The sequence below is a fragment of the Pseudomonas syringae genome (genome assembly GCF_021606685.1).
Taxonomy (GTDB): Bacteria; Pseudomonadota; Gammaproteobacteria; order Pseudomonadales; family Pseudomonadaceae; genus Aquipseudomonas; species Aquipseudomonas syringae_R.
Genome location: NZ_WKCB01000003.1, coordinates 166,640 through 189,464, shown reverse-complemented (window position 1 = coordinate 189,464; position 22,825 = coordinate 166,640). Strand labels below are relative to the sequence as shown.

Below are 22,825 nucleotides of genomic sequence, written 5' to 3'. Positions count from 1 at the left end.
CCGCAGCCTTGAATCCGTGGGCCGCCGCGATGGGCCATCCATGGCCCAGCGCGGCTAACCCGGCGTCCTGCCGGGTTACCCACGGATTCAAGCCCGCGTGCGGCCAGCGTGGTTAATGGGGCGCCTAAGATCAAAATCAAAAGCAGAGCACGGCGGCCTGACAGCCGGCCTGAGTGGTGTAGAGCAAAAGCGCGGGTTGTGGGCGGGCTTGGCGGCCTTGGATCCGACCGGAGTTAAGCCTTTTGATTGCGGTCAAAATGTGGGAGGGGGCTTGCTCCCGATAGCAGTGTGTCAGCCAATGCATCTGTGACTGCCCCACCGCTATCGGGAGCAAGCCCCCTCCCACATTTGAACCGAGTAGGGCTTCAAGGATCAGGTCGGCTGTCAGGCCGCCTCGCTTGGCTTTGTTTTTGATCTGGCCCTCACATCCTTGCGGCCTGACAGCCGGCCTGAGTGGTGTAGAGCAAAAGCGCGGGTTGTGGGCGGGCTTGGCGGCCTTGGACCCGACCGGAGTTACGTCTGTTGATTGCGGTCAAAATGTGGGAGGGGGCTTGCTCCCGATAGCGGTGTGTCAGCCAATGCATCTGTGACTGTCCCAACGCTATCGGGAGCAAGCCCCCTCCCACATTTGACCGAGTACGGCTTCAACGATCAGGCCGGCTGTCAGGCCGCCTCGCTTGGCTTTGTTTTTGATCCGGCCCTTACATCCTTACCGCTGACGAAGTCAGCGATCTTTTGATCTGAAGCTTTTGATCGTGATCTTGATCTTAGGCGCCCCATTAAACACGCTGGCCGAACGCAGGCTTTGGAGCGTGGGCAACCCGGCAGGACGCCGGGTTAGCCGCGCTGGGCCATGGATGGCCCATCGCGGCGGCCCACGCTCCAAAGCCGGAGTGAGGGCACACCGAGCCTAAGCGAGGTGCCGAGTGTTGGGGCGAAGCGTTTTTGGTTACTTTTTGCGCTCTTCAAAAAGTGACCCGCTGTAAGAGCGGAACCCATCCCCGCCATCACCCAAACAACGGATATGCCCCCAAACCTCAGCCGTTGAGCAACCTCTCCAACCCCACCTTCAAAGGCGTCGGCTCCGGCAATGTAAAGCTCGCCAACAACCGCTGATTACTCGCCCGAGAATGCCGAATATCCCCCGACCGCGCCGGCCCGTAAGAAACAACCGGCAACTCGCCGACTATCTCTTCCAACGCCTGCAACACCTGCTTCAGGGTAGTCGTGCGATTCCAACCCACATTGATCGCCCCCACCGGCGCACTCGGCAATTCAATGGCCTGCACCAGCACGTCGACCAGGTCTTCCACATACATGAAATCGCGCGTCTGCTCCCCATCGCCAAACACAGCAATCGGCACACCCTGCTGCGCACGCTCGCTGAAGATACTGATCACACCAGAGTACGGTGACGAAGGATCCTGCCGCGGCCCAAAAATATTGAAGAAGCGAAAAATCACCGGCTCCAAACCATGCTGGCGACGGTAGAAATCAAAGTAATGCTCACCCGCCAACTTGTCGGACGCATAGGGCGTCAACGGCGCCTTGGTGGTCTCCTCATCAATCGAAGCCCCCTCGCCATTGTTGCCATACACCGCCGCACTGGAAGCAAACACCACACGCTTCACGCCCGCCTCGCGCATGGCTTCGCAGACATTCAAGGTGCCGACGAAATTGCTCTGGTGCGTGCTGACCGGGTCATCCACCGACGCTTGCACGGAGGCCACCGCCGCCAGGTGCACCACCGCTGTCGTGCCGAGCGCGGCGCGGGCCACCAGTGCGGCATCCGCGACGTCACCTTCCAGCAGCTCAACGCGCGGGTTGCCCAGCGGCAAGTTGCTGCGTTTGCCCGTGGACAGGTTATCCAGCACCCGCACCGCGTAGCCCTTGGCAAGCAGCGCATCGACCAGATGCGAGCCAATAAAGCCCGCGCCGCCGGTGATCAGAACCCACTTATCAGCATTACTCATTGTTGCGGATCTTCTCGACAATGGCGGTGGTCGAGCTGTTCTCAACCAGGCCCAGGACTTTGACCTTGCCACCGTAGGCGCTGACGATATCGGCACCCACCACCTGGTCGACGGAATAATCGCCGCCCTTGACCAGCACGTCCGGCTTGACCTGAGCCAACAGGTTTTCCGGGGTCGCTTCAGGGAAGCTGATCACCCAGTCCACCGCGCCCAGGCCAGCGAGGACGGCCATGCGCCGGTCGACGCTGTTGATCGGACGGCCCGGCCCTTTGAGGCGGCTGACCGAAGCATCATCGTTGACCGCGACAATCAGGCGATCGCCTTGGGCGCGCGCCTGCTCCAGGTACGTCACGTGGCCGGCGTGCAGGATGTCAAAGCAGCCGTTAGTAAACACAATGCTTTCGTTGTGAGCACGGGCATCGTCAATCGCCAGCAGCAATTGCTCGATGGTCAGCACGCCGCGCTCCGAGCCTTCGGAGCGCTGGATGGCCCGGCGCAACTCCGGCGCGCTGATGGCCGCCGTACCCAGCTTGCCGACCACGATGCCCGCCGCCAGGTTGGCCAGGGCCACTGCGTGGGGCAGCTCTTCGCCGGCCGCGATGGAGGCGGCCAGGGTGGAGATCACCGTGTCACCGGCACCGGTGACGTCGAACACTTCACGAGCCCGCGCCGGCAAGTGCATCGCCGGGTGGCCAGGGCGCAGCAAGGTCATGCCGTGCTCGCCACGGGTGACCAGCAAGGCGCCCAGGTCGAGTTCGGCCATCAGCGCCGCGCCTTTGGTCACCAGCTCATGCTCGTCGGCGCAACCGCCGACGATGGCTTCGAACTCGCTGAGGTTCGGCGTGATCAGGCTGGCCCCGCGATAAATCGAGAAGTCCTTGCCCTTGGGATCGGCCAGGACGGGGATGCCCTTGGCCTTGGCGGCCTGGATCAGCATCTGGTGGTTCTTCAAGGCGCCTTTGCCGTAGTCGGACAACACCAGCACCTTGACGCCTTCGAGCAACTCATCGACCTGGCCGCTGAGGGCCAGGGCGTCGGTGCTGAAGGGTTCTTCGAAATCGATACGCAGCAATTGCTGGTGACGGCTCATGACCCGCAGCTTGACGATGGTCGGCTGGTGGGCAATGCGCTGGAACAGTGCGCGCACGCCGGCGCCGCGCAGGCTGTTGGCCAGGCTGTCGGCGGCTTCGTCGTCGCCGGTCACACCGACCAGGGAGGCCGGGGCGCCGAGAGCGGCAATATTGAGGGCAACGTTGGCAGCGCCACCCGGGCGGTCTTCGATTTGCTCGACCTTGACGACCGGAACCGGCGCCTCAGGGGAAATCCGTGAGGTACCGCCATGCCAGTAACGGTCGAGCATGACATCGCCGACCACCAAGACAGGGGCTTGATCGAATCGCGGCATGGACAACTTCATGGAGCAACCCACATACAAAATGAACAGGGGCGCGATATTAGCACAGGGTGAGCGCTGCCTAGTTCGAGAGCTTTATGCACAATGCATCCGGCGGGAAAACTGGTTACTTTTTAAACAAAGTCACCAGGACACGCTCCACGGCGTCGGCCAACGCGTCGAGGGGGCCAACATAACAAACGACAGGCGCCGGATTATCTGGCTTTGGCCAAGCCCCGTAACGGGCCTGACACAAAAAAACGGGGCGCATTGCGCGCCCCGGGGTGTCAGGTGATGTTCGCCGTTGCCGGCTCATCCAGGCCCATGGCGTGCAGGCGCGAGTAATAGCCGGCCATGGCCAGTAGCTCGACATGCGTACCACGCTCGACAATTTCACCGTGGTCCATCACCAGAATCAGGTCGGCTTTCTCGATAGTGGACAAGCGGTGCGCGATAACCAGGGTCGTGCGGCCCTTCATGACCTTGTCCAGCGCAGCCTGAATATGCCGTTCCGACTCGGTGTCCAGCGCCGACGTCGCCTCGTCCAGAATCAGCAGCGGGGCATTTTTGAGCAGTGCGCGGGCAATCGCCAGGCGTTGACGCTGGCCGCCGGACAGCAGCACGCCATTTTCGCCGACTTCGGTGTCGAGGCCTTTGGGCAACTCGGCAATGAAGTCCATGGCGTAGGCATCCGCCGCGGCTTTCTCGATGTCCGCACGCGGCGCATCCGCCAGGTCGCCATAGGCGATGTTGTTGGCCACGGTGTCGTTGAACAGCGTCACGTGCTGGGTCACCTGGGCCACATGGCGGCGCAGGTTGCGCAGGCGGTAGTCTTCGATTTCCACCTCGTCGAGGAGAATCTCCCCGGTTTCATGGTGGTAGAAACGCGGGATCAGGCTGGCCAGGGTCGACTTGCCACTGCCCGAGCGCCCGACCAGCGCGATCATCTGACCCGGTGCCGCACTGAAGCTGATGTTCTTGAGGACTTCACGCTCGGTGCCGGGGTAGGTGAAGCTCAGGTTACGCACATCGAGGCGGCCGCTGACGCGATCACGCTCCACGGTGCCGCTGTCGACTTCCGGCACTTCGTCCAACTGCTCGAAGATGCTCTCGGCACCCGCCACGCCCTTCTGGATCGTCGAGCTGACTTCCGACAGCTGGCGGATAGGCTTGGGCAGCAGGCCCGCAGCGGTGATGTAGGCCACCAGGTCACCCGCCGTGGCGTCGCCGCGCAACAGCAACACCAGGAACATCAGCGTGGCCATGGCGGTGTAGATCACCAGTTGCAGCATCGGGGTGTAGACCGCGCCGGTCTTGTTCATGCGCAGTTGCTTGTCGGTGTTGCCTTGGCTGGCGGCGGCAAAACGACGCTGCTCATAGCTTTCGCCGCCGAAGCTGCGCACCACGCGGTAGCCCTGGATGGTCTCGGAGGCGACGTGCGTCACGTCGCCCATCGCCACCTGGATCTTCTTGCTCTGCTTGCGGAATTTCTTGCTGGTGCTGCTGACCATCACTGCAATAAGCGGCAGGATCGCCAGCATGACCAACGTCAGCTTCCAGTTCATCCACAGCAGGTAGCCGAACAGGAACACCACCGTCAGGCCTTCGCGGATCACCACCTTGATCGCATCCGTGGCGGCACCGGTCACCATGGTGACGTTGAAGGTGATGCGTGAAATCAGGTGCCCGGAGTTATGCGTATCGAAGTAACGGTTGGGCAGCACCAGCAGTTTGTTGAACAACTCAACCCGCAGGTCGTGCACCAGCCCCAGGGAAACCTTGGCCAGGTAATAGTTGCCCAGGAACGAGCCCAGGCCCTGCCACGCAGCGATCAGGATGATCAGCAGCGGCACGGCCATCAGCAACTTGAGGTCCTTGAACAACGGGATCTTGGGCAGGAACACCACATCGGGATTGCTCAGGCCATCCACGAAATATTTGAGGATCCCGGCGAGCATGGGCTGGGTGGACGCAAAGATCACGAAGCCCACAATACTCAGCATGAACATGCCGAGATACGGTTTCACATAGCCCAGCAGCCGCAAATAGATTTTGAGGCTGGACTCCTGGTCCGCTTTGGGCGGTGCGTCACTCATGTGTCGAGCTCACTGATTGGATAGGACGCGAACTTTATCACAAGCGTCGGGTTTGGCCCGAGCCCAGACCAAAACACTGGCCAGCGCGACCGGCAACCACGAGATGAACCACTCGGCCCGTGGCGTTCCCGTGAGGCTCGCGGCGTCAAACTGCATGGCCAGGAACGAGAACACCCAGACGCCGATGACGCCCTTGCCGTAGAGCGTGTCGCGGGCCTTCCAGGCTTGCCACAACACGCCGAACCACAGGCCAATCCACAGCAACAGGCCAGGCAGCCCCAGCTCGATGCCCACGTGGGTGAACAGGTTATGGGAATGTTGGAAAAACAGATTATCGGCAAAAACCTTGTAGTCGCCGCCTAACCCCAAGCCGGTCCATGGGTGCTCGGCGATCATCTGCACGGCCGCCATGAAGATCTGTGGCCGGTAGGAAACACCGCGCGCCAGCATCAGCGACTGCATCGCGAAGAATACCGCCAGCGCTGCGACCACAGCGGCGATGGCAAGCAACACCGTGCGTCGGTCACGGCACCAGACAGGCATTGCCACAACGGTCAGCAACAGCGCCAGTGCCGCACCACGGCTCTGGCTCAACACCACGAACAGCCCGAGGAACCCGACCGACAGCACCCACGCCACCTGCATCCAGCGGCCACGGGGCAGCCAGTGCAGCAACCAGACAGCAGCCACGCCAATCACATAAGCGCCCAGGATCGGGTGGGACAATTGCCCCAAACCTTCGAGGCGAGCCGTCCAGGCATTATGCTCGACGCCATAAAACTTGATGATCGCCACCAGCGACGACAAGGCGAGCCCGAAGCCACCCCACTGCATCACGCGAATGACACGATCGGCCTGGCCACCCGCCATCACCGGGAAAAACAGCAGGAAGACGCCGATGTACAGCAGGCGCTTGGCTTCGCGCGAAGGGTCCTCGGCATTGGTCCACAACAAACTGACCGCGCCCCACACCACGAGCGCGGCAAACATCAGGCACATCCAGCGCTGCTCGCGCCAGACCTCCATGAGGCGCTCACGGGCCGACCAGGCAAATACTATCGCCGGCAACCACAGGAACACGGTCAGCCCCTGTTGATAAATCTTGTTGGACGGCGCAAACGCAATCGCCAGCAAAAACCAAAATAACCCGAAAATCATCCATACCTGCGCCCAACGACTAGCTTGCATCACCCGCTCCTGAATACGTTCAACCCGCCAACCCGGCATGGTTAAAACCCAAAACTTTCGGCATTATTACCGATCACTGTGCCCGCGACTCCCCACAAGGCTTTCCAACGATGCAATGTTCAAGGCTTGCCCAAGCCGATCTAGACAAGATGATTGAAGGTGCCAGAATCCTGGAGAAGGACAGCTACGGGCCCAAAGTCTACCTGCTGTCTGACGGAAATATCCTCAAACTTTTTCGGCGTAAACGCCTGTTTTCGTCCGCCCTGTTTCGCCCCTACTCCAAGCGATTCATCGACAACGTGGCGCAACTGCAACAGCGCGGTATCCCCACCTTGAGCGTACTGGCGTTTTATCAACTGCCGACGCCCGGCATGACCGCCGTGCTGTACCGCCCGCTGCCGGGGGAAACATTGCGGCAGATTTCCAACAAAGAAGGCTTTGAGTGGGAATCGAACCTCGCGCCCCTGGTGGCACTTATCCGCCGCCTGCATGGCGCAGGTATCTACTTCCGGTCCTTGCACCTGGGCAATATCGTGGTGACGCCAGACAATGAAATGGGGCTGATCGACGTCGCCGACATGCGCTTCCTGCGTGCGCCGCTGAACCCGGAACTTGCACGGCGTAACCTGCAGCACTTCGCGCGCTACATTGCGCGCGAGAAGCTGAACGATCGCTTTCCAATGCAAGCATTGGAGCAAGCGCTGCTAGCGGCATGAGAACAAGCTCTGGGAGGTTTCACTGAACGCCTTCCAGGCCTGTTCCGGCGCCAGCGCGTGCGACTGAGCCTCGACGACCGCCTGCGCAGAGGTGGCAAAGGCGCGTTCTATCAGACGGCCCCAGGCCTCTGCATCATCTGAAGGGGCGTACCAGCCGGCATCCGCGACCTGCTCGCGAAACACCGCCAACTCACTGGTCAACACGGGCACGCCGGCCATCACTGCCTCTTGCAGGATCAGTCCCAAGCCCTCTTGCGTCGAGGGAATGGCGACCCAGTCAAAGGCACGGTAAAGCGTCGCCGCGTCCGGCAGATGGCCCGGCAGTAACACCTTGCCGTGCAAGCCAAGCTGCTCGATACGCGCCTCGAGGGCAGGCCTTGCAGGCCCCTCGCCGATGATCACCAGGCGCGCCTGAGGCTGATGGGCCGACACACCGGCAAACGCCTCCAGCAAGCAACCGAACCCCTTGCTTTCGACCAGCCGCCCCACTGCACCCAGCACTGGCGAGCCTTGCAACGGCAGGCCCAGGCGCGAGCGCGCTTGCTCCGCTGGCAACGTGGCAGCACGAAAAGCCACCGGGTCAAACGCGCTGCGCAGCACCAGTACCGGCCGCTGCAGGTCATGCTCAAGCGAATCGGCCAGGGTTTGCGACACGGCCGCCAAGGTCAATTGCCCTGCCGGACATTGCTCAAACAGTTTCCGATCAGCCCGACGCACGCGGGTGGTGCCATGAAACACGACAACCGCGCGCACCTGTGGCAAGCGCTGAAGCACGGGCAACATGACCCGGGCAACCCCGATCCCGTCCAACAGCACGACCTGCACCGCGCTCGGCAGCGCCTTTTGAAAGCGCGCACGCATCAACGGCGTCAGCAACTTCCACAGGTGCCGGCCCTTGAGCTGGGCGGACGAGAGTTTCCACTCGTGCGCCGGCTCCCCGCCCTGCGCACTGCCTTGAAGCAGCCAGGTGTCGATCGGTGCACGGCTGACGGAATGAGACAGAATTTGTTGATGAACCTTCTGCACTGAGGCGAATGCAGTACCACCGGCCCACATGATGTTGAGGATACTCATCGAAAAAAAAGACCCTTATGCGGCGTTTTGGTGGCTTTAAACAGGTAACTAATCAATCAGCCAGCCGACTCCCACACCCAGGATCAGCATGACTGCCAGCTTGATCCGCTCGCGGCGCTTGCGCCGCGCCTTGATTGCACGTTCTTGCGCCGTCGCCACGTGCAAACCGAAGCCGGTGTGCAACACCGCGTCGCCTTCCAGGGTAACAGCGCCCAAATTCAACTGCGCGTAACGCCGGGAAAGCCCCTTCTCACCCTCAAACCCGGCATAGGGTGCACATAACCGGTATTCCTTGATGCGCCGCAGCCCGGGATTCAGCGAAAAACCCTGCCAATCGGGCTTGTCCGACAGCAAGGGATAACACGCCACCCCGCCAATCAGCTCGCGCGGCCCCAGATGGATATAAGGGCTGTGCACTTGCAGGTCGTACACGTAGTTGCGCAACCAGACTTGAAGAATGTCGGGGCGCTGCTCCAGTACCGTCCTGGAGTCCTCGACAAAGCCGGGTCGATAAAACGCCCAATCATCTTCGCAATGGAATATGTAAGGGGTTTTGACCAACGCGTAAGCCAGGTCGATCGACGCCAATTGCCCAAGCTTGGGGCGGTTGATCAGGAATGTGCAATGACTTCGCCAGTGTTCAGGGATCGCAAGGCGTACCGCTTCATCCCCGGCGTCCTCGGTAATGAAGACTTCGCGCACGGCAGCGGTGTTGAACAGATCGAAGCTCTCGAGCGTGCGTTTCAACAAATCGAAGCGACCACAACTGGTCACCACGAGCGTTATGTCGCTTTGATCGGAGAATTGCATTCCAGGCCTCGAAGATATCATATAGCCATTACGCACAACCACTCACTCGCTATCACACGCCCAGTTTCTGACGCCACCTCTCCAGCAAGCTCAGTGGCCCATGAGGTCGCAGGGGCGGCTGAAGCACTTCGACAATACGCTGACCGATACGGGCAAAGCTGAACTGGCTGACAGCCAGGGCCTGCCCGTTACGCGCAATATCTGCCGCCAGCTGCGGATCAGCGCGCAGTACGGCGAGCTTTTCCTGCAGCTGTGGGATGTCTTTGTAGAACACCACGTTGACCATGTCCTGGAAGCCCAGGGCCGCGTTTTCCGCAGCCCCCTGATCAAACGCCAGCAGCACACAGCCGCAGGCCATGGCCTCGAAATTCTTGATCATGTATTCGCCCATGCCCACATCGGCACTGACGAAAAAGCGAATGCGGTTGAGGGTTGCGCAGTATTCCTCACCGGACTTGGTTCGCGTCACCACCAAAGGCTCGACGCGGGCCAGCTCATCGAGCAACGCCTTGCGACCACTATAGGCGACGCTGTTGGTACTGCCGACAAACGCCAGCTCGATGTCGCGCTCAAGGCCCTGCGCCTGCAAGAGTGCCTGATCATAGCCCTTGGGCACGAACACCGCGTCAAAGCCCTCCGCCCGCAGACGCTCGGTCACCATGTGGCCGGAGCTGATCACCCGCACCCACGGCAAGCGGCGGTAATGCGCGCTGAACTTGCCGGTGTACTTGCAAGGTATGTAGTTCTGGTAGGCGTCGTGCTCCAGGATCACCAGGTTCGGGATCGTACGGATAAACCCGGCCTGGCGGATTTCCTGCTTGAAGCGCAGGAAGAAGACAATGCGGTCATAGCGGCTCACGTCGACTTCGCGCTTGAAGTAGCCGCGCAGGTTGCGCTGCTCATCACTGCTCAGCCAGCGGGTATCACACTCGCAGTGCTCGGCAATGCCTTCGTACAAGCGATCCAGGATGGCACGCTGTTCTTTCTGCACCAGAAACAAGACTTTCATTACTTTCCCTTTTACAAACGCCAGAACAACTCATGCCGTCGTACGGCCTTGCGGAAAAACTCGTTCTCACCGTATGGCGAGCGTGCGCGCCCAGCCAATACACGTTGCAGCCAACGGCGTACGCGCCGTTTGAACGGGGGGGCAGGTTGCAGGTCATGCATCATGCCCAGCGCCATGGCTTTGTCACGCTGTTGCGCCAATGACAGCGACAGGCTGCACGGCGACAGCGTCTGCGCATCATCGAACACCGGCGGCAGGGCAATCCCGGCGCCCGAGTCGCCCATGGGCCAGCGGTCGTTGTCGTGCAAATGGTTGGCGTAGCCCAGTATCGTCGTGGGCTGCCATTCCAACCCCTGCAACGCCTCGATCACGGCTTGCTGTGCGCAGATGTGATCGGGATGGGGGTCGATGACCGGATGAGGCAACACGATCACCTCAGGCTTCGCGGTCAGCAGCAGGTGGCGCAGATCGGCCAGCAAGTTGTTCCAGGTCGGCAGGCCGTCCTGATCCGCCGGCAGCTCGAAGGGGTTGAATTGGCGAAACAGGCGAATATCCGACAGGTCGGCCTCGCGTGAGGCAACGGGCTGATCAGGGGTTGCGCGCATCGCCGGCAATTGCAGGCAGAAGTAGCCCAGTTGCACACATTGCGCCTGCGGCACCCCGGCCCAACGCGGCACGGCAATGCTGTCCCAGGCGCGCAAACGGCCCTTGATACGCGAGGCTTCGACCGAATCCAGGCCCATCTGCTGATAGTGTTCGGCTTCGATTTCACCGGCGGTGAGGGTCACGATCCACGGCTTGTCCGCCTGACTGTAGAGACCAAAGGCCGCCAGCTCGGCGTCGTCGGCATGCGGCGCGATCACCATCACGCGCTGCGCGGTGTAATCCGGATGGGCCCAGGCCCATAGCCGGGGCGCGCCCCGCAGCGAACAAAAGCGCCCGCGCAAACGCAGCTCGCCGCCCGCCAAAGCGAGCGCCGAACCACTGAGGTTGAGGTAACGCACGCCGTTCACGCCACGCTCGAATGCCTGCCGGTCCAGGCTGTCGCCGCCCGAAATCTCGATGGCCGGGTCCAGAAAACGTCCCAACCAACTGCTCTTGACCGTGATCGCCAGCACCAACGTCGCCTCGGCGTGCAGCGGCGAATCCACCTGCAGTCGACCGCCTTCGAGGCGAACCCCGGCGACCTCGGCATCCGCCGCAAAACGGTATTGATAGTCTTCGCTCGGTGCATAAAACAGGTGATCGGCAAACCAGGCTTCATGAGCCACCCAGGCCAGCACGCCAAGTACCAACGGCAACCACCAGGCGACGCAGACACCGATCACCACCAGCAGCACCAGGCCGATCAACACGCCGATGCGCTTGTTGCGCCGATGGCGCTTGAGCAATTGCTGTTTACGGCTCATACGGTCAATACCGGCACGGGGTTGCACCAACGGTCCTTGTACTCCCGGTCGGCGCGCCCAAAGGAGAAGCGCAGCGGCTTGCCCACTTCACGCGCCTGCTCCCAGGCACTCTGGGTATTGAGAAAACTCAACACACTGCCCGGGCTGAAGGCACGGGTTTCGGGGTCTACGCCGCCGTTGACGTACTCCACGCTGATCCACTCGGGCGACTCGACCCGGTACACCAACTGGACGGCAATCGGTGCATCATTGAGCAAGATCACCGAGCCGATCAGCCACTCGCGCAGCAGTTCGATCACCTCGGCCATCCGCTCGGCACCGGTGGCGACAAAGCCCCAGCGGCGCAGGAACAGGTCGCAGTAGATCGCCGCCAGTTCAGTGCTGGAGAACTCGCTCACCGGGCGCACCACTCCGCCTGCCTCTTCGAGCAAGCGCAGCTCGCGGCGCTGGTTGTATCGGAATTTCTTCGACAGCTCTTCCGGAGTGCGCGCCATGGCCAGTTGCTCGGCCTGGGGCTTGAGGCCGCTGAAACGGCCTTCATTCAAGGCCGACAGGTAGCGTGCACGGTGGCGCAAAGGCGCCTGGGCGGCAGGCGCGGCGGGCAGGATCAACTCGGCGTTACCGAGGTCGAACAGGCCCTTTTTGCCTCGTTGCTTGAGCACATCCTTGGACAAGGCCAGGTCGCGACCCCAGGTCGCAATGCACGCCTGCAGGTCGCCACCTTGCTCCCACGCCAGGTAGCGCACCGGGATGTCGGCCAGCCCGGCCAGGCGTTCGATCACCTGCGGGTGGGTCGCGACACTGCCGCCAAAACGCTGCCAGGCGGCGTTGTACGCAGGCGCGTCAACGACGGACCAGCCGCGCTCGCGCCAGCCTTGGAATCGATTGAGCATCAAGCCCCCGCGGTCAGTTCAATAACGTGCGGCAATTGCCAGAAAGTATCGCGTACCGCCTGATCCGAGAAACGCACCCGCAGGCGTTCCAGCATCATCTCGGCGCACTGCCGTTGCTGGTGCTGGTCCATCGCCGCGAGGTGCTGCAGCCCCTGGGCGAGATGTTCGGCGTCGCCCAGGGGGAACAGAATCCCTACGCCCTCGACCACTTCCTTCGCGCCGCCGCAGGCTGTGGCCAGCAACGGCACGCCGGCCGCCATGGCTTCCAGCAGCACCATGCCGAAGGGCTCATGGTCGGAGCTCAACGCAAACACGTTGAATGCGCGAAAATAGCGACGTGCGTCCGGCACCTGGCCAAGGAACAGCACGTGGTCGGCAATCCCCAGCTCCCGTGCCAACGCCTTGAGGTCGTGCTCCAGGCGCCCGCTGCCGAGGATCGCCAGGCGGCTGTCGACCGGCAAATGCGCCAGCGCCAGGGCAAAACCCTTGAGCAGCGTGGCCTGGTCCTTGTCCGCGTGCAGGCGGCCGACATTGCCGACCACCCATTCATCCGGTGACAGCCCCAAGGCATCGCGCGCCGCATCCGCAGGCAGCTGGATGGCCTGCAAGGCGTCGACATCAATCCGGTTGTACAAGGTCTGGATACGCGCCTCGGGCCAGGCCGGCAGGCAGCGGCGCATGTCGTCACGCACCGCCTCGGAAACACCCAACAGGCTCAGGCGCTTGCGGAAAAACCCGGCAAACAGCTTGCGACTGCGCCGCTGGTAGTCCCCAAACGCGTGATGCACGCCAATCACCGGCAGCCGCGTGGCCAGCAAGGCCACATAGATCGGCTTGAAACGGTGAGCAATGCAGAAGCGGAAATTGCGCGACGCGACGATTTTGCGCAACTCGGCGATGGCGCCCAGCTTCAGGCCGCGCACGGCCTTGGAGCTGAATTCCATGAAGAGCACTTCATCGCTGGCACACCCGGCGGCCACCTCGGGGTCGGCGACCCCGGTGAGAAACACCGTGGTCACCTTATAGCCGGAGCCTGCGAACAGGCTGGCGTACTGCCGTGCGCAGTCCAGGAAAGGCCCGTCATAGCTATGACAGAACTGCAGGACGTGGCGGTCAGCCGAGCGCGTCATAAGGGTCCACGCCGTCTTTGACGACCAGGATGTCTTCCATGATCAGGTACTGCAGGTCTGAGCCGAAGAACATGTTCAAGGCGTCGGTCGGCGAGCAGATCATCGCCTCGCCACGACGGTTGAGCGAGGTGTTCAGGGACACGCCGTTGCCGGTCAGTACTTCAAGCTCCTTCATCATGTCGTAGTAGCGCGGGTTGTATTCGCGCTTGAGCACCTGGGCGCGGGAAGTGCCATCTTCATGCACCACTTCCGGCACGCGGGTCTTCCACTCTTCCGAGACTTCAAAGGTGAAGGTCATGAACGGCGCCGGGTGATCGACCTTGATCATCTGCGGCGCAACGGTGTCGAGCATCGACGGGCAGAAAGGCCTCCAGCGCTCGCGGAACTTGATCTGGTGGTTGATGCGGTCGGCCACGCCGGTAGCGCTTGGGCAACCGATGATCGAACGACCGCCCAACGCACGCGGGCCAAACTCCATGCGGCCCTGGAACCAGGCCACCGGGTTGCCGTCGACCATGATCTTGGCGATGCGCTGGGGCATGTTTTCGATCTTGCGCCAGTTCGGCTTGCTCTCATGCTTGGCGCACGCGGCAATCACGTCTTCGTTGCTGTACGACGGGCCGAGGTAGACGTGTTCCATCTTCTCGACCGGTACGCCACGGGCGTGGGACACATAGGCTGCTGCACCCACGGCGGTGCCGGCATCGCCGGACGCTGGCTGTACGAACAGCTCTTTGACGTCGTCACGGGCGATGATTTTCTGGTTCAGCTTGACGTTCAGCGCGCAGCCGCCAGCGAAGGCCAGCTTGCCGGTGTCTTTGAGTATGTCGCCCAGGTAGTGGTCGATCATCTGCAGGGCAAGCTTCTCGAACAGCGCCTGCATGCTGGCCGCGTAGTGGATGTACGGCTCGTCGGCGATGTCGCCTTCGCGCTTGGGGCCCAGCCACTCGATCAGTTTTGGCGAGAAGTAGAAACCCTTGCCCTTCTCTTTATAACGGCGCAGGCCGATGACGTTGGCGTATTCGGTGTTGATCACCAGCTCGCCGTTTTCAAACGAGGCCAGGCGCGAGAAATCGTATTTGCTCGCATCGCCATACGGCGCCATGCCCATGACCTTGAACTCACCGTCAAGCATCTCGAAACCGAGGAACTCGGTGATCGCACCGTACAGGCCACCGAGGGAGTCCGGGTCGTAGAATTCCTTGATCTTGTGGATCTTGCCGTTTTCGCCGTAGCCGAAGAACGTGGTGGCGTACTCACCCTTGCCGTCGATACCGAGGATCGCGGTTTTTTCCTGGAAACCCGAGCAGTGGTAGGCACTGGAGGCGTGGGCCAGGTGGTGCTCGACCGGCTCGATCTTGATTTTCTTGGGATCGAAGCCCAGTTGCTCCAGGCACCAGACGATCTTGTTGCGATAGCGCTTGTAGCGACGGTTGCCCATCAGGATCGCGTCGAGGGCGCGGTCCGGGGCGTACCAGTAACGTTTGGCATAGTGCCAGCGCGCCTCGCCGAACAGGCTGATCGGGGCGAACGGGATCGCCACCACGTCAACGTCGGAAGGCTTGATGCCGGCCTGTTCCAGGCAGAACTTCGCCGATTCGTAAGGCATGCGGTTCTTTGCATGTTTGTCGCGTACGAAGCGCTCTTCTTCGGCGGCCGCGATCAGCTTGCCGTCGATGTACAAGGCTGCGGAAGGATCATGGCTAAGGGCGCCGGACAGGCCAAGAATCGTCAATGCCACAGGGGTCTAGCCTCTTTTAGTCTGCATGCAGGCGGGTTGCGCCTGAAAAAAGTGTGCTTCCCGCGTGGGCAGGAAACAGCTAAAGGGCGGGATTATAACTTAAAAGAAGTGGGAAGCCTCTAGCGGCAAACGGCGAGGTTGGGCGACGCGCCACAGGCTAGTGAAGCTCAAGGCTGCCATCGGCGTTTTGCCGGTAGATCGTATAGGGCAAAAAGAGCGTGTCGGCGATACCGGAGAACGCTAGGTCGAGAAAAGGCCAGGGAATATCATTCAACGACAAACCACTGCCTGACTGCGGTGGCGCATGCAACACGCACAGGTCATACGCCACTCCGCTGTATATCCGCGGGACCGACTGGCAATAGGTTTTCTTGGCTTTGAGTTCCCGGACGGCGACGCTATCGCCACGAATCGCGGTATTCACAGTGCCGCAGCCAGCCATAACCGACGTGATTCCCAGCAACGCCATCAAACTCACACTCGTAGCCTTCATGCTTTGCGCTCCGTTTGAACAGCCCAAGAAGCTATCACCGCCGCGCCCCCGCTCCCAGCTACCGGCAACGCCACTTTGCGTAGGAACATTCCTGATAAACAAACGGACAGCGAGTGGTTAAACTCGCATTTTTTTGCGCTTACGCCGCTCAACCGCGTCGTGCCACCGACTTGGCCTACTCATGACACCCTCTGCCCCCACCCGTATTGGCCTGCTGTTGCTGGGCCTGTGCACCTCTGCCCTGGCCGAAGACGCCACGCTGGTCCTCGACCCGAGCGTGGTCACCGGCTCGCGCAGCGCCAGCCCGACGTTCGACCTGCCGTACTCGGTGGATGGCATCAGCCGCGAGCAGATCAGCGACGGCCAATTGGGCATCAATGCCTCCGAAGCCCTGTCCCGCGTACCTGGGCTGGTGGTGCAGAACCGCCAGAACTATGCGCAGGACCTGCAGATTTCCTCCCGTGGCTTCGGCGCCCGTTCAGCCTTCGGCGTGCGGGGCCTCAAGCTGATCGCCGACGGCATCCCCGCCAGCACCCCGGACGGCCAGGGCCAGGCCGCCACGTTCAACCTCGACACCGCCGAGCGCATCGAGGTACTGCGCGGGCCAGCCGCCACCCTGTATGGCAGCAACGCCGGCGGCGTTATCCAGATGTTTTCCCGCGACGGCGAAGGCCCACCGCGCATCGGCGCCGAAACGCTGGTGGGCAGTGACGGCCTGAACAAAAACCACCTCACCGCCGAAGGTGCAGCCAATGGCGCAGGTTTTGTGCTCGACGCCTCGCGCATGGACACCAACGGCTACCGCGACCACAGCAGCGCGCGCCGCGACCAAACCTTCGCCAAGCTCAACGTGCAACCGGATGATGACAGCAAGCTCGCGCTGATCTACAGCAGCCTGGAGCAGAACGGCACCCAGGACCCGCTGGGGCAGACCTGGGAGGGCTATAAGGCCGACCCGCGCTCGGTAAGCATCAATGCGCTGACCTACAACACACGCAAAAGCATCGATCATCAGCAATTGGGCGTGAATTACGAACACTATTTCGGCGATGCGACGCTGCAGGTCAATGGCTACACGGGGCGGCGCAGTGTGATTCAGTATCTGTCGATTCCAGGCACTATCCCCGCCGGCAAACGCGGTGGCGTAGTGGCCTTCGACCGCCAGTTCTACGGCGGCTCCGCCCACTGGCTGCAACCCATCAGCAGCGCCCCCGGCGACCTGACGTTGATCGCCGGCCTCGACTACGACCGCAGCCAGGATGATCGCCAGGGTTATTCCAACACCGTGAACAGCGTGCAAGGCGTCAAAGGTGCCTTGGGCCGTGACGAGATCGACACCGCCACCAGCCTCGACCCGTTCGTGCAAGCCAACTGGCTGCTGGGCGACTGGACCCTGCAAGCCGGCCTGCGCCACAGCACCATGGAAATGCAGGTGGACGATCACTTCCTCAGCGACGGCGACGACAGCGGCAAGAAGACCTACCAGAAGAACACGCCGTCGGTCAGTGTGATGTACGCCTTCACCCCTGACCTGCACGGCTATGTGAGCGCGGGCAAAGGTTTTGAAACCCCGACCCAGGCGGAATCGGCCTATTCGAGCACGTCGAACGGCTTCAACTTTGCGCTCAAGCCATCGGTCAGCAAGCAGTATGAAGTCGGCGTAAAAGCACGCGTCGGCCAAGACACCCGGGTGAACGCGGCGCTCTTTCAGATCACCACCGAAGACGAATTGGTGGTGCAGCAATCCAGCGGCGGTCGCACCACTTACCAGAACGCCGGCCGCACGCTGCGCCGGGGCTTCGAACTGGGCATCGAGAGCCAGCTGGCCGAGCACTGGAGCACCAACCTTGCCTACACTCGCCTGCAAGCCACCTATGACAGCGACTTCGTCAGTGGCGGCAGTACCGCTGTCGACAAGGGCAACTACCTTCCGGGCGTGCCGCAAACCACCCTGTTCGCCGAGCTGAACTGGAAACCCAGGGACTGGGTCAGTACTGCCCTGGAAGGCATGTACCGCAGCAAGGTCTACGTCGAAGACACCAACCAGCAACACGCCGCGCCGGGCTACAGCGTGTTCAACTGGCGCGCGCGTTTCGAACAGAAGGTCGAGCACTGGACCTTCCACCAGACCCTGCGCCTGGACAACCTGCTGGACCGCCAGTACATCGGCTCAGTGATCGTCGGCGACGGCAACCGCCGTTATTACGAGGCCGCACCAGGCCGCTCGTGGTACGCCGGCGCGGGCGCCGAATACCAATTCTGAGCACATCCGTGGCGAGCGGGCTTGCCCGCGTTGGGCTGCGCAGCAGCCCCAAAACCAGGACTGCTACGCAGTCCAACGCGAGCAAGCTCGCTCGCCACAGGTTTAAATGGCCGCTATTACGAGGCTGCACCGCAGCGCTCGTGGTACGCCGGAACGGGGGCAGTATCAATTCTGAGCACATCCGTGGCGAGCGGGCTTGCCCGCGTTGGGCCGCGCAGCGGCCCCAAAACACATTTAAGTGCGCTCAACCATGCGTCGACTGGCGAAGCTGAACGCCAACACCACAAAAATCAGCACGCCGGTTGCCACCTGCTGCCAGTAGAAGTTCCAGCCAATCAGCAGCAGGCCGTTGGCGATCACGTTGATAAACAACACGCCCAGCAGGGTTCCGGGGATGTTCGCGCGGCCCTGCCGGCTCAAGGTGGTGCCGATAAACACCGCGCCAATCGCATTGAGCAAAAACGCGTTGCCGGACAGTGGCACATAGGCGCTGACCGTGGCACTCAGCAGCACCCCGGCCACCGCGCACGCCAACGCGGTGGCCAGGGCCACGACGGTGACGATGCGCCGCACCGACAACCCCGAGTAATACGCCAGCAGCGGCTGAGTGCCTTGCGCAAGCAATTCGCGGCCCAGGCGGCCGCGCGCCAGGGCCAGGCCGTAGAACAGTGCCAACCCTAAAACGACCAACAAGGGGGTCAGGCCTGCAAACTCGGGCTTCAGCCCCTCGGCCAGGTAGATCGGCTGGCCGCCGTCCGAGAGCAATTGCTGGGCGCTGGTGCCGATAAACAAGGTGCCCAGCGTCGCCAGGAACGGGCTGATGCGCAGCCCGGCAATCAAGCCCGCATTCACCAACCCCACCAGCAGCCCGGCACCCAGCGCGCCCGTGACGGCGACCGCCCAGCCATGCCCGCCGTTAAGCAACAGCACAAAACTGAAACTGGCGAAATCCAGCGCCGTGCCCACCGACAGGTCGATACCACCGGCGGCCACGGCATAGGTCATGCCGATAGCGACAATCGCCAGCAACACGAAGTTGTTCAACAGCAGGCTTTGCAAGTTGCCGGCACTCAAGAACCCCGGCGCCTGCACCGCAAACACCACGACGATCAGCACGAACACCGCCGGCAACGTCAGCGGCAACACAGCACGCAGGTTCATGACTGCGCTCCTCGGCTCAAGGCACTGGATGCGGCCACCACCAGCAAAATCAGCACGCCTTGCACGCCGTTGACCCAGAAACTCGACACATTGAGCAATTGAAAGCCATTGATCAGAAAACCAATCAACAGCGCCGCCAGCAAGGTGCCGGGGATACTCGCCACCAACCGCCTGGAAAACACCACACCCAGAAAGGCAATCGCCACCACCGACAGCAACATGTCGCCGGAGCCCGTGGTGCTGCCACTGAAAAATGCCGCCGAACACAGCGCAGCCACCGCGGCGCACAGGCCCGACAGTGCATAACTGGACAACACGTAGGCCGGTACGCGCAGGCCAGCCGCTTCGGCCGCCTGGGGATATTCACCGACCGCATGCAGGCGCAGCCCGTAGGGCGAATGCTGGATCAGCAAGGTCAGCAACCCCGCCGTCAGCAACAACACCCACGCCAGCGCCGGCACCGCCAGCCACGCCCCACCGCTGAGCAGATCGAGCAACGGCGAGTCCGTGGAGACCACCGTGTTTTCCGTCAGCACCAGTTCCAACCCGGCCAGCACGTTCATGCTCGCCAAGGTCGCCAGCAACGGCGGCAAGCGCAACAACACCACCGCCAGGCCATTGAGAAAACCAACCGCCAGGCCGCAGCCCAGGGTCAGCAACAGGGTGAGCCAGAGGTCCAGGCCGGCGTTGTTGAGACGGCTGAACACCGCCGCACACAACCCCAGATTGGCCGCCAGCGACAAGTCGAGCCCGCCCGCCAGCACATTCGACCCACCGCCGATAATCACGCAGGTCAGCCCCAAGGCCAACACGCCGAGGATCGCCGACTGGCTAAACACATTGGCCAGGTTACCCAGCGACAAAAAATTCGGCGCGGCCACGGCAAACCCCAACAGGATCGCCAGGAACACGCCCAGCGAACCCCGGCGCACTATCGCCTCAAGCATGTTCCACCTCCCGAACCAGCGGCGCCGTGGCCGCCACAGCCCCCGTCGCACACGCCAGCAACTGGTCGCTGTCGACCTCGCCCGCGCGGAACTCACCGGCGATTTCACCGCGATGCAGCACCACGATTCGATCGCTGATGCCGAGCAACTCAGGCAAGTCCGAGGACAGCACCAGCACCGCCGCGCCCTCTTCCACCAGGCGCCCGATCAAGCGATAGATCTCCACTTTGGCCCCCACATCCACACCGACGCAGGGCTCATCCAACAGGTACACCGCCGAGCGGCGGCTCAGCCATTTGCCCAGGGCGACTTTCTGTTGGTTACCACCACTCAACTGGCTGACCGCCGCCTGCGGCCCCGGCGCTTTGATCGCCAGCTCGTCAATCAGCCGCGCTGTTTGCGCCAGCTCCTTACGCCGGTTCAGCAGGCCCCACCGACTGAACTGCCCAAGCCCGGCCAGCGTGAGGTTTTCGAGCACCGACAGCACCGGTGAAATGCCCTGGCTGCGCCGCTCCTCCGGCACCAACGCAATGCCCTCGGCGATCGCCTGGCCCGGTGAGCGCAGGCGCAGCAAACGCCCGTCCAGACGCACACTGCCACTGTCGGCCCGTTCGACGCCAAACAGCGTCTTGAACAACGCCTTGGCGCCCGAACCAACCAACCCGGTGAGGCCGACGATTTCACCGCGCCGCACCTCCAGGTCTATCTGCCGATAATGCCGCGCCAGGCTCAGCCCACGCACCTGCAACAAGGGCGCGCCCAACGTGATCTGAGCCTTGGGGTACATCTCCTGCACTTCGCGGTTCACCATCAGCCGCGCGATCTCTGCGCTGGACGTCTGCCGTGGCTGCACCACCGCCACATCCCGGCCATTGCGCAGCACCGTGACCTCATCACACAGGCTGTCGATTTCCTGCAGGTAATGGGAGATGTACAGAATCGACAAGCCCTGGTCGCGCAGACGCTTGACGATGCGCAGCAACTGGTCGACTTCACGCTTGACCAACGCCACGCTGGGTTCGTCGAACACCAGGATCTTGGGTTGGCGAATCAACGCCCGGGTGATTTGCAGCACCTGGTGCTCGGCACTGTTCAACTCGCCCACCAGGGCACCGGCGGGCAGTTGCAGATCAAAATACTGCGCCAACAAACGGTCCGCTTCACGCTGCTGTCGACGTCGATCCACAAACGGTCCACGGCGCAATTCGTGGCCGAAAAACAGCGCCTCGCCCACGGTAAAACTGGCGGGCAGCAAGCGTTCCTGGTGGATAAATTGCACGCCCAGTGCATCGACCTGGCGCGGTGACAACGCGCCGTACGACTGGCCGTCGATACTCACCTGCCCCGCATCCGCCTTGTGGATGCCGGCCAGGATCTTGATCAGGGTCGACTTGCCCGCGCCGTTTTCGCCCACCAGCCCATGCACGGTGCCGCGCTCGACTTTAAGGCTGGCGTCGTCCAGCGCGAGGGTCGCGCCGAAGCGTTTGCGCAGGTTCTGCAGGTGCAACGCCGCCATCAGTCACCTCGCAGTTGCTGGACCTGCGCCAGGTTGCCGGCGGTGGTCAGCAGCGTGGCCACATGGGTTTCCTTGGGCAGGTCACGTTGCCCGGCCAGGTAGCGCGCCACGTTCTGCACAGCCGTCTTGCCGATCAGCGCCGGTTGCTGCGCCACCACCGCACCCACCGGCGAATCCGCCTGGCCCAGCAGCACCAACACTTCGGGGGTGCCATCCACGCCGTAGGTCTTGATCTCGGTGCGCTTGGCATCGATCAGCGCCTTGCTCGCGCCCAACTGCGGGATGTCCCACGCCGACCAGATCGCCGAGACACTGCCCTTGGGGTATTTGTTGAGCAACGCCGACACCTGTGAATAGGCGTCCTGCACGGTGTTGGGGATCACGTCACGCAGCTCCGGCTGAATGATCTCCAGTTGCGGATGGTCCTTGAGCGCCAGCTTCAACTGGTCATAACGGATCGCGCACACCGGCACGCCATAAAACCCATTGAACACCAGGATCTTGCCTTTGCCGCCAGCGTCCTTGATCAACTGATCGGCCAGCGCCTTGCCGGTGGCGACGTTGTCCGACGTGGTGTTGTTGAGGCTGTACTGCGACGGCGCATCGATGGTGAACAACGGGATGCCCGCCTTGCTGATGCGCTTGAGCCAAGGGTCGATCACGCTGAGGGTGCCGAGGGTCTGGATCACCGCATCGGGCTTTTGGGTGACCACGGTTTGCAGCTGGGTCACCAGGTTCTTGTCGTTACGCCCCGCATCCAGGGTGATGGGCGTACCGCCCAAACGCTTGATCTCATCCACCTGCGCCTGAAACGCCTTGATATCGAAATAATGACTGGTGCCGGTCATGCTCACCGCAATGCGCTTTCCGGCCAGGGACGGCACGGCATCGTCGCCGTCTGCGGCATGCGCCGCGAAGCTCAACAGCAGGGTGGCGCCAAGGCAGATCAAACGGGAAAGCGAGGAAAGGCTGGAAGGCATACAGGGCTCCGCTGTGCGACCGGTGAAAGGATT

At 62.1% G+C, this 22,825-nt stretch carries 18 protein-coding genes; 2 read left to right on the top strand and 16 right to left on the bottom strand.

Features of this window, described 5'->3' with window-relative positions:
• Positions 1-1,037 precede the first annotated feature (1,037 nt).
• The 4 genes from GIW02_RS02520 to GIW02_RS02505 form a co-directional block, all read right to left on the bottom strand.
• Positions 1,038-1,973 (bottom strand): NAD-dependent epimerase/dehydratase family protein, encoded by a 936-nt coding sequence (locus GIW02_RS02520; protein ID WP_236410606.1) that lies wholly within the window; start codon positions 1,971-1,973, stop codon positions 1,038-1,040.
• Positions 1,966-3,390, bottom strand: a complete 1,425-nt coding sequence (hldE, locus tag GIW02_RS02515; protein ID WP_236410607.1) for a bifunctional D-glycero-beta-D-manno-heptose-7-phosphate kinase/D-glycero-beta-D-manno-heptose 1-phosphate adenylyltransferase HldE — start codon at positions 3,388-3,390, stop codon at positions 1,966-1,968. Before hldE ends, GIW02_RS02520 begins: the two co-directional genes overlap by 8 nt.
• Before the next feature lie 263 nt (positions 3,391-3,653).
• A complete protein-coding gene (gene msbA / locus GIW02_RS02510; protein WP_236421767.1) occupies positions 3,654-5,462 on the bottom strand; it encodes a lipid A export permease/ATP-binding protein MsbA in 1,809 nt (602 codons plus the stop codon).
• 9 nt (positions 5,463-5,471) lie between these two features.
• A complete protein-coding gene (locus GIW02_RS02505; RefSeq protein WP_236410609.1) occupies positions 5,472-6,650 on the bottom strand; it encodes an O-antigen ligase family protein in 1,179 nt (392 codons plus the stop codon).
• A gap of 149 nt (positions 6,651-6,799) precedes the next feature.
• Between GIW02_RS02505 and GIW02_RS02500 the strand changes: the two genes are divergently transcribed.
• Positions 6,800-7,366 (top strand): toluene tolerance protein, encoded by a 567-nt coding sequence (locus GIW02_RS02500; protein WP_236410610.1) that lies wholly within the window; start codon positions 6,800-6,802, stop codon positions 7,364-7,366.
• Here GIW02_RS02500 and GIW02_RS02495 read toward each other — a convergent pair.
• From GIW02_RS02495 to GIW02_RS02460, 8 genes are all read right to left on the bottom strand, one after another.
• Positions 7,355-8,440, bottom strand: a complete 1,086-nt coding sequence (locus tag GIW02_RS02495) for a glycosyltransferase (protein WP_236410611.1) — start codon at positions 8,438-8,440, stop codon at positions 7,355-7,357. The two genes, GIW02_RS02500 and GIW02_RS02495, sit on opposite strands and share 12 nt — an antisense overlap.
• Before the next feature lie 48 nt (positions 8,441-8,488).
• Entirely contained in the window at positions 8,489-9,250 is a 762-nt protein-coding gene (locus GIW02_RS02490) for a glycosyltransferase family 2 protein (protein WP_236410612.1), read from the bottom strand.
• A 52-nt stretch (positions 9,251-9,302) separates the two neighbouring features.
• Positions 9,303-10,259: a glycosyltransferase gene (locus GIW02_RS02485; RefSeq protein ID WP_236410613.1), complete on the bottom strand. Its 957-nt coding sequence runs from the start codon at positions 10,257-10,259 to the stop codon at positions 9,303-9,305.
• Positions 10,260-10,270: 11 nt separating this feature from the next.
• Entirely contained in the window at positions 10,271-11,668 is a 1,398-nt protein-coding gene (locus GIW02_RS02480; protein WP_236410614.1) for a PIG-L family deacetylase, read from the bottom strand.
• On the bottom strand, positions 11,665-12,561 hold the full coding sequence (locus tag GIW02_RS02475; protein ID WP_236410615.1) for a GNAT family N-acetyltransferase: 897 nt from the start codon (positions 12,559-12,561) through the stop codon (positions 11,665-11,667). Before GIW02_RS02475 ends, GIW02_RS02480 begins: the two co-directional genes overlap by 4 nt.
• Entirely contained in the window at positions 12,561-13,691 is a 1,131-nt protein-coding gene (locus GIW02_RS02470) for a glycosyltransferase (RefSeq protein WP_236410616.1), read from the bottom strand. Before GIW02_RS02470 ends, GIW02_RS02475 begins: the two co-directional genes overlap by 1 nt.
• Complete coding sequence (locus GIW02_RS02465) at positions 13,675-15,432, bottom strand: carbamoyltransferase family protein (protein ID WP_233893517.1); 1,758 nt, start codon at positions 15,430-15,432, stop codon at positions 13,675-13,677. The genes GIW02_RS02470 and GIW02_RS02465 overlap by 17 nt, the downstream gene beginning before the upstream one ends.
• Before the next feature lie 157 nt (positions 15,433-15,589).
• Entirely contained in the window at positions 15,590-15,925 is a 336-nt protein-coding gene (locus GIW02_RS02460; RefSeq protein ID WP_236410617.1) for a YceK/YidQ family lipoprotein, read from the bottom strand.
• Between the two features lie 181 nt (positions 15,926-16,106).
• Here GIW02_RS02460 and GIW02_RS02455 point away from each other — a divergent pair, with 181 nt between their 5' ends.
• A complete protein-coding gene (locus tag GIW02_RS02455; protein ID WP_236410618.1) occupies positions 16,107-18,188 on the top strand; it encodes a TonB-dependent receptor in 2,082 nt (693 codons plus the stop codon).
• 234 nt (positions 18,189-18,422) lie between these two features.
• Here GIW02_RS02455 and GIW02_RS02450 read toward each other — a convergent pair whose 3' ends face one another.
• The 4 genes from GIW02_RS02450 to GIW02_RS02435 are packed head-to-tail and all read right to left on the bottom strand — an operon-like array spanning position 18,423 to position 22,792.
• Positions 18,423-19,349: an ABC transporter permease gene (locus GIW02_RS02450; RefSeq protein WP_236410619.1), complete on the bottom strand. Its 927-nt coding sequence runs from the start codon at positions 19,347-19,349 to the stop codon at positions 18,423-18,425.
• Positions 19,346-20,296: an ABC transporter permease gene (locus GIW02_RS02445; RefSeq protein ID WP_236410620.1), complete on the bottom strand. Its 951-nt coding sequence runs from the start codon at positions 20,294-20,296 to the stop codon at positions 19,346-19,348. The genes GIW02_RS02450 and GIW02_RS02445 overlap by 4 nt, the downstream gene beginning before the upstream one ends.
• Positions 20,289-21,812 (bottom strand): sugar ABC transporter ATP-binding protein, encoded by a 1,524-nt coding sequence (locus tag GIW02_RS02440; protein ID WP_236410621.1) that lies wholly within the window; start codon positions 21,810-21,812, stop codon positions 20,289-20,291. Before GIW02_RS02440 ends, GIW02_RS02445 begins: the two co-directional genes overlap by 8 nt.
• A complete protein-coding gene (locus tag GIW02_RS02435) occupies positions 21,812-22,792 on the bottom strand; it encodes a sugar ABC transporter substrate-binding protein (protein ID WP_236410622.1) in 981 nt (326 codons plus the stop codon). The genes GIW02_RS02440 and GIW02_RS02435 overlap by 1 nt, the downstream gene beginning before the upstream one ends.
• Positions 22,793-22,825: the final 33 nt, after the last annotated feature.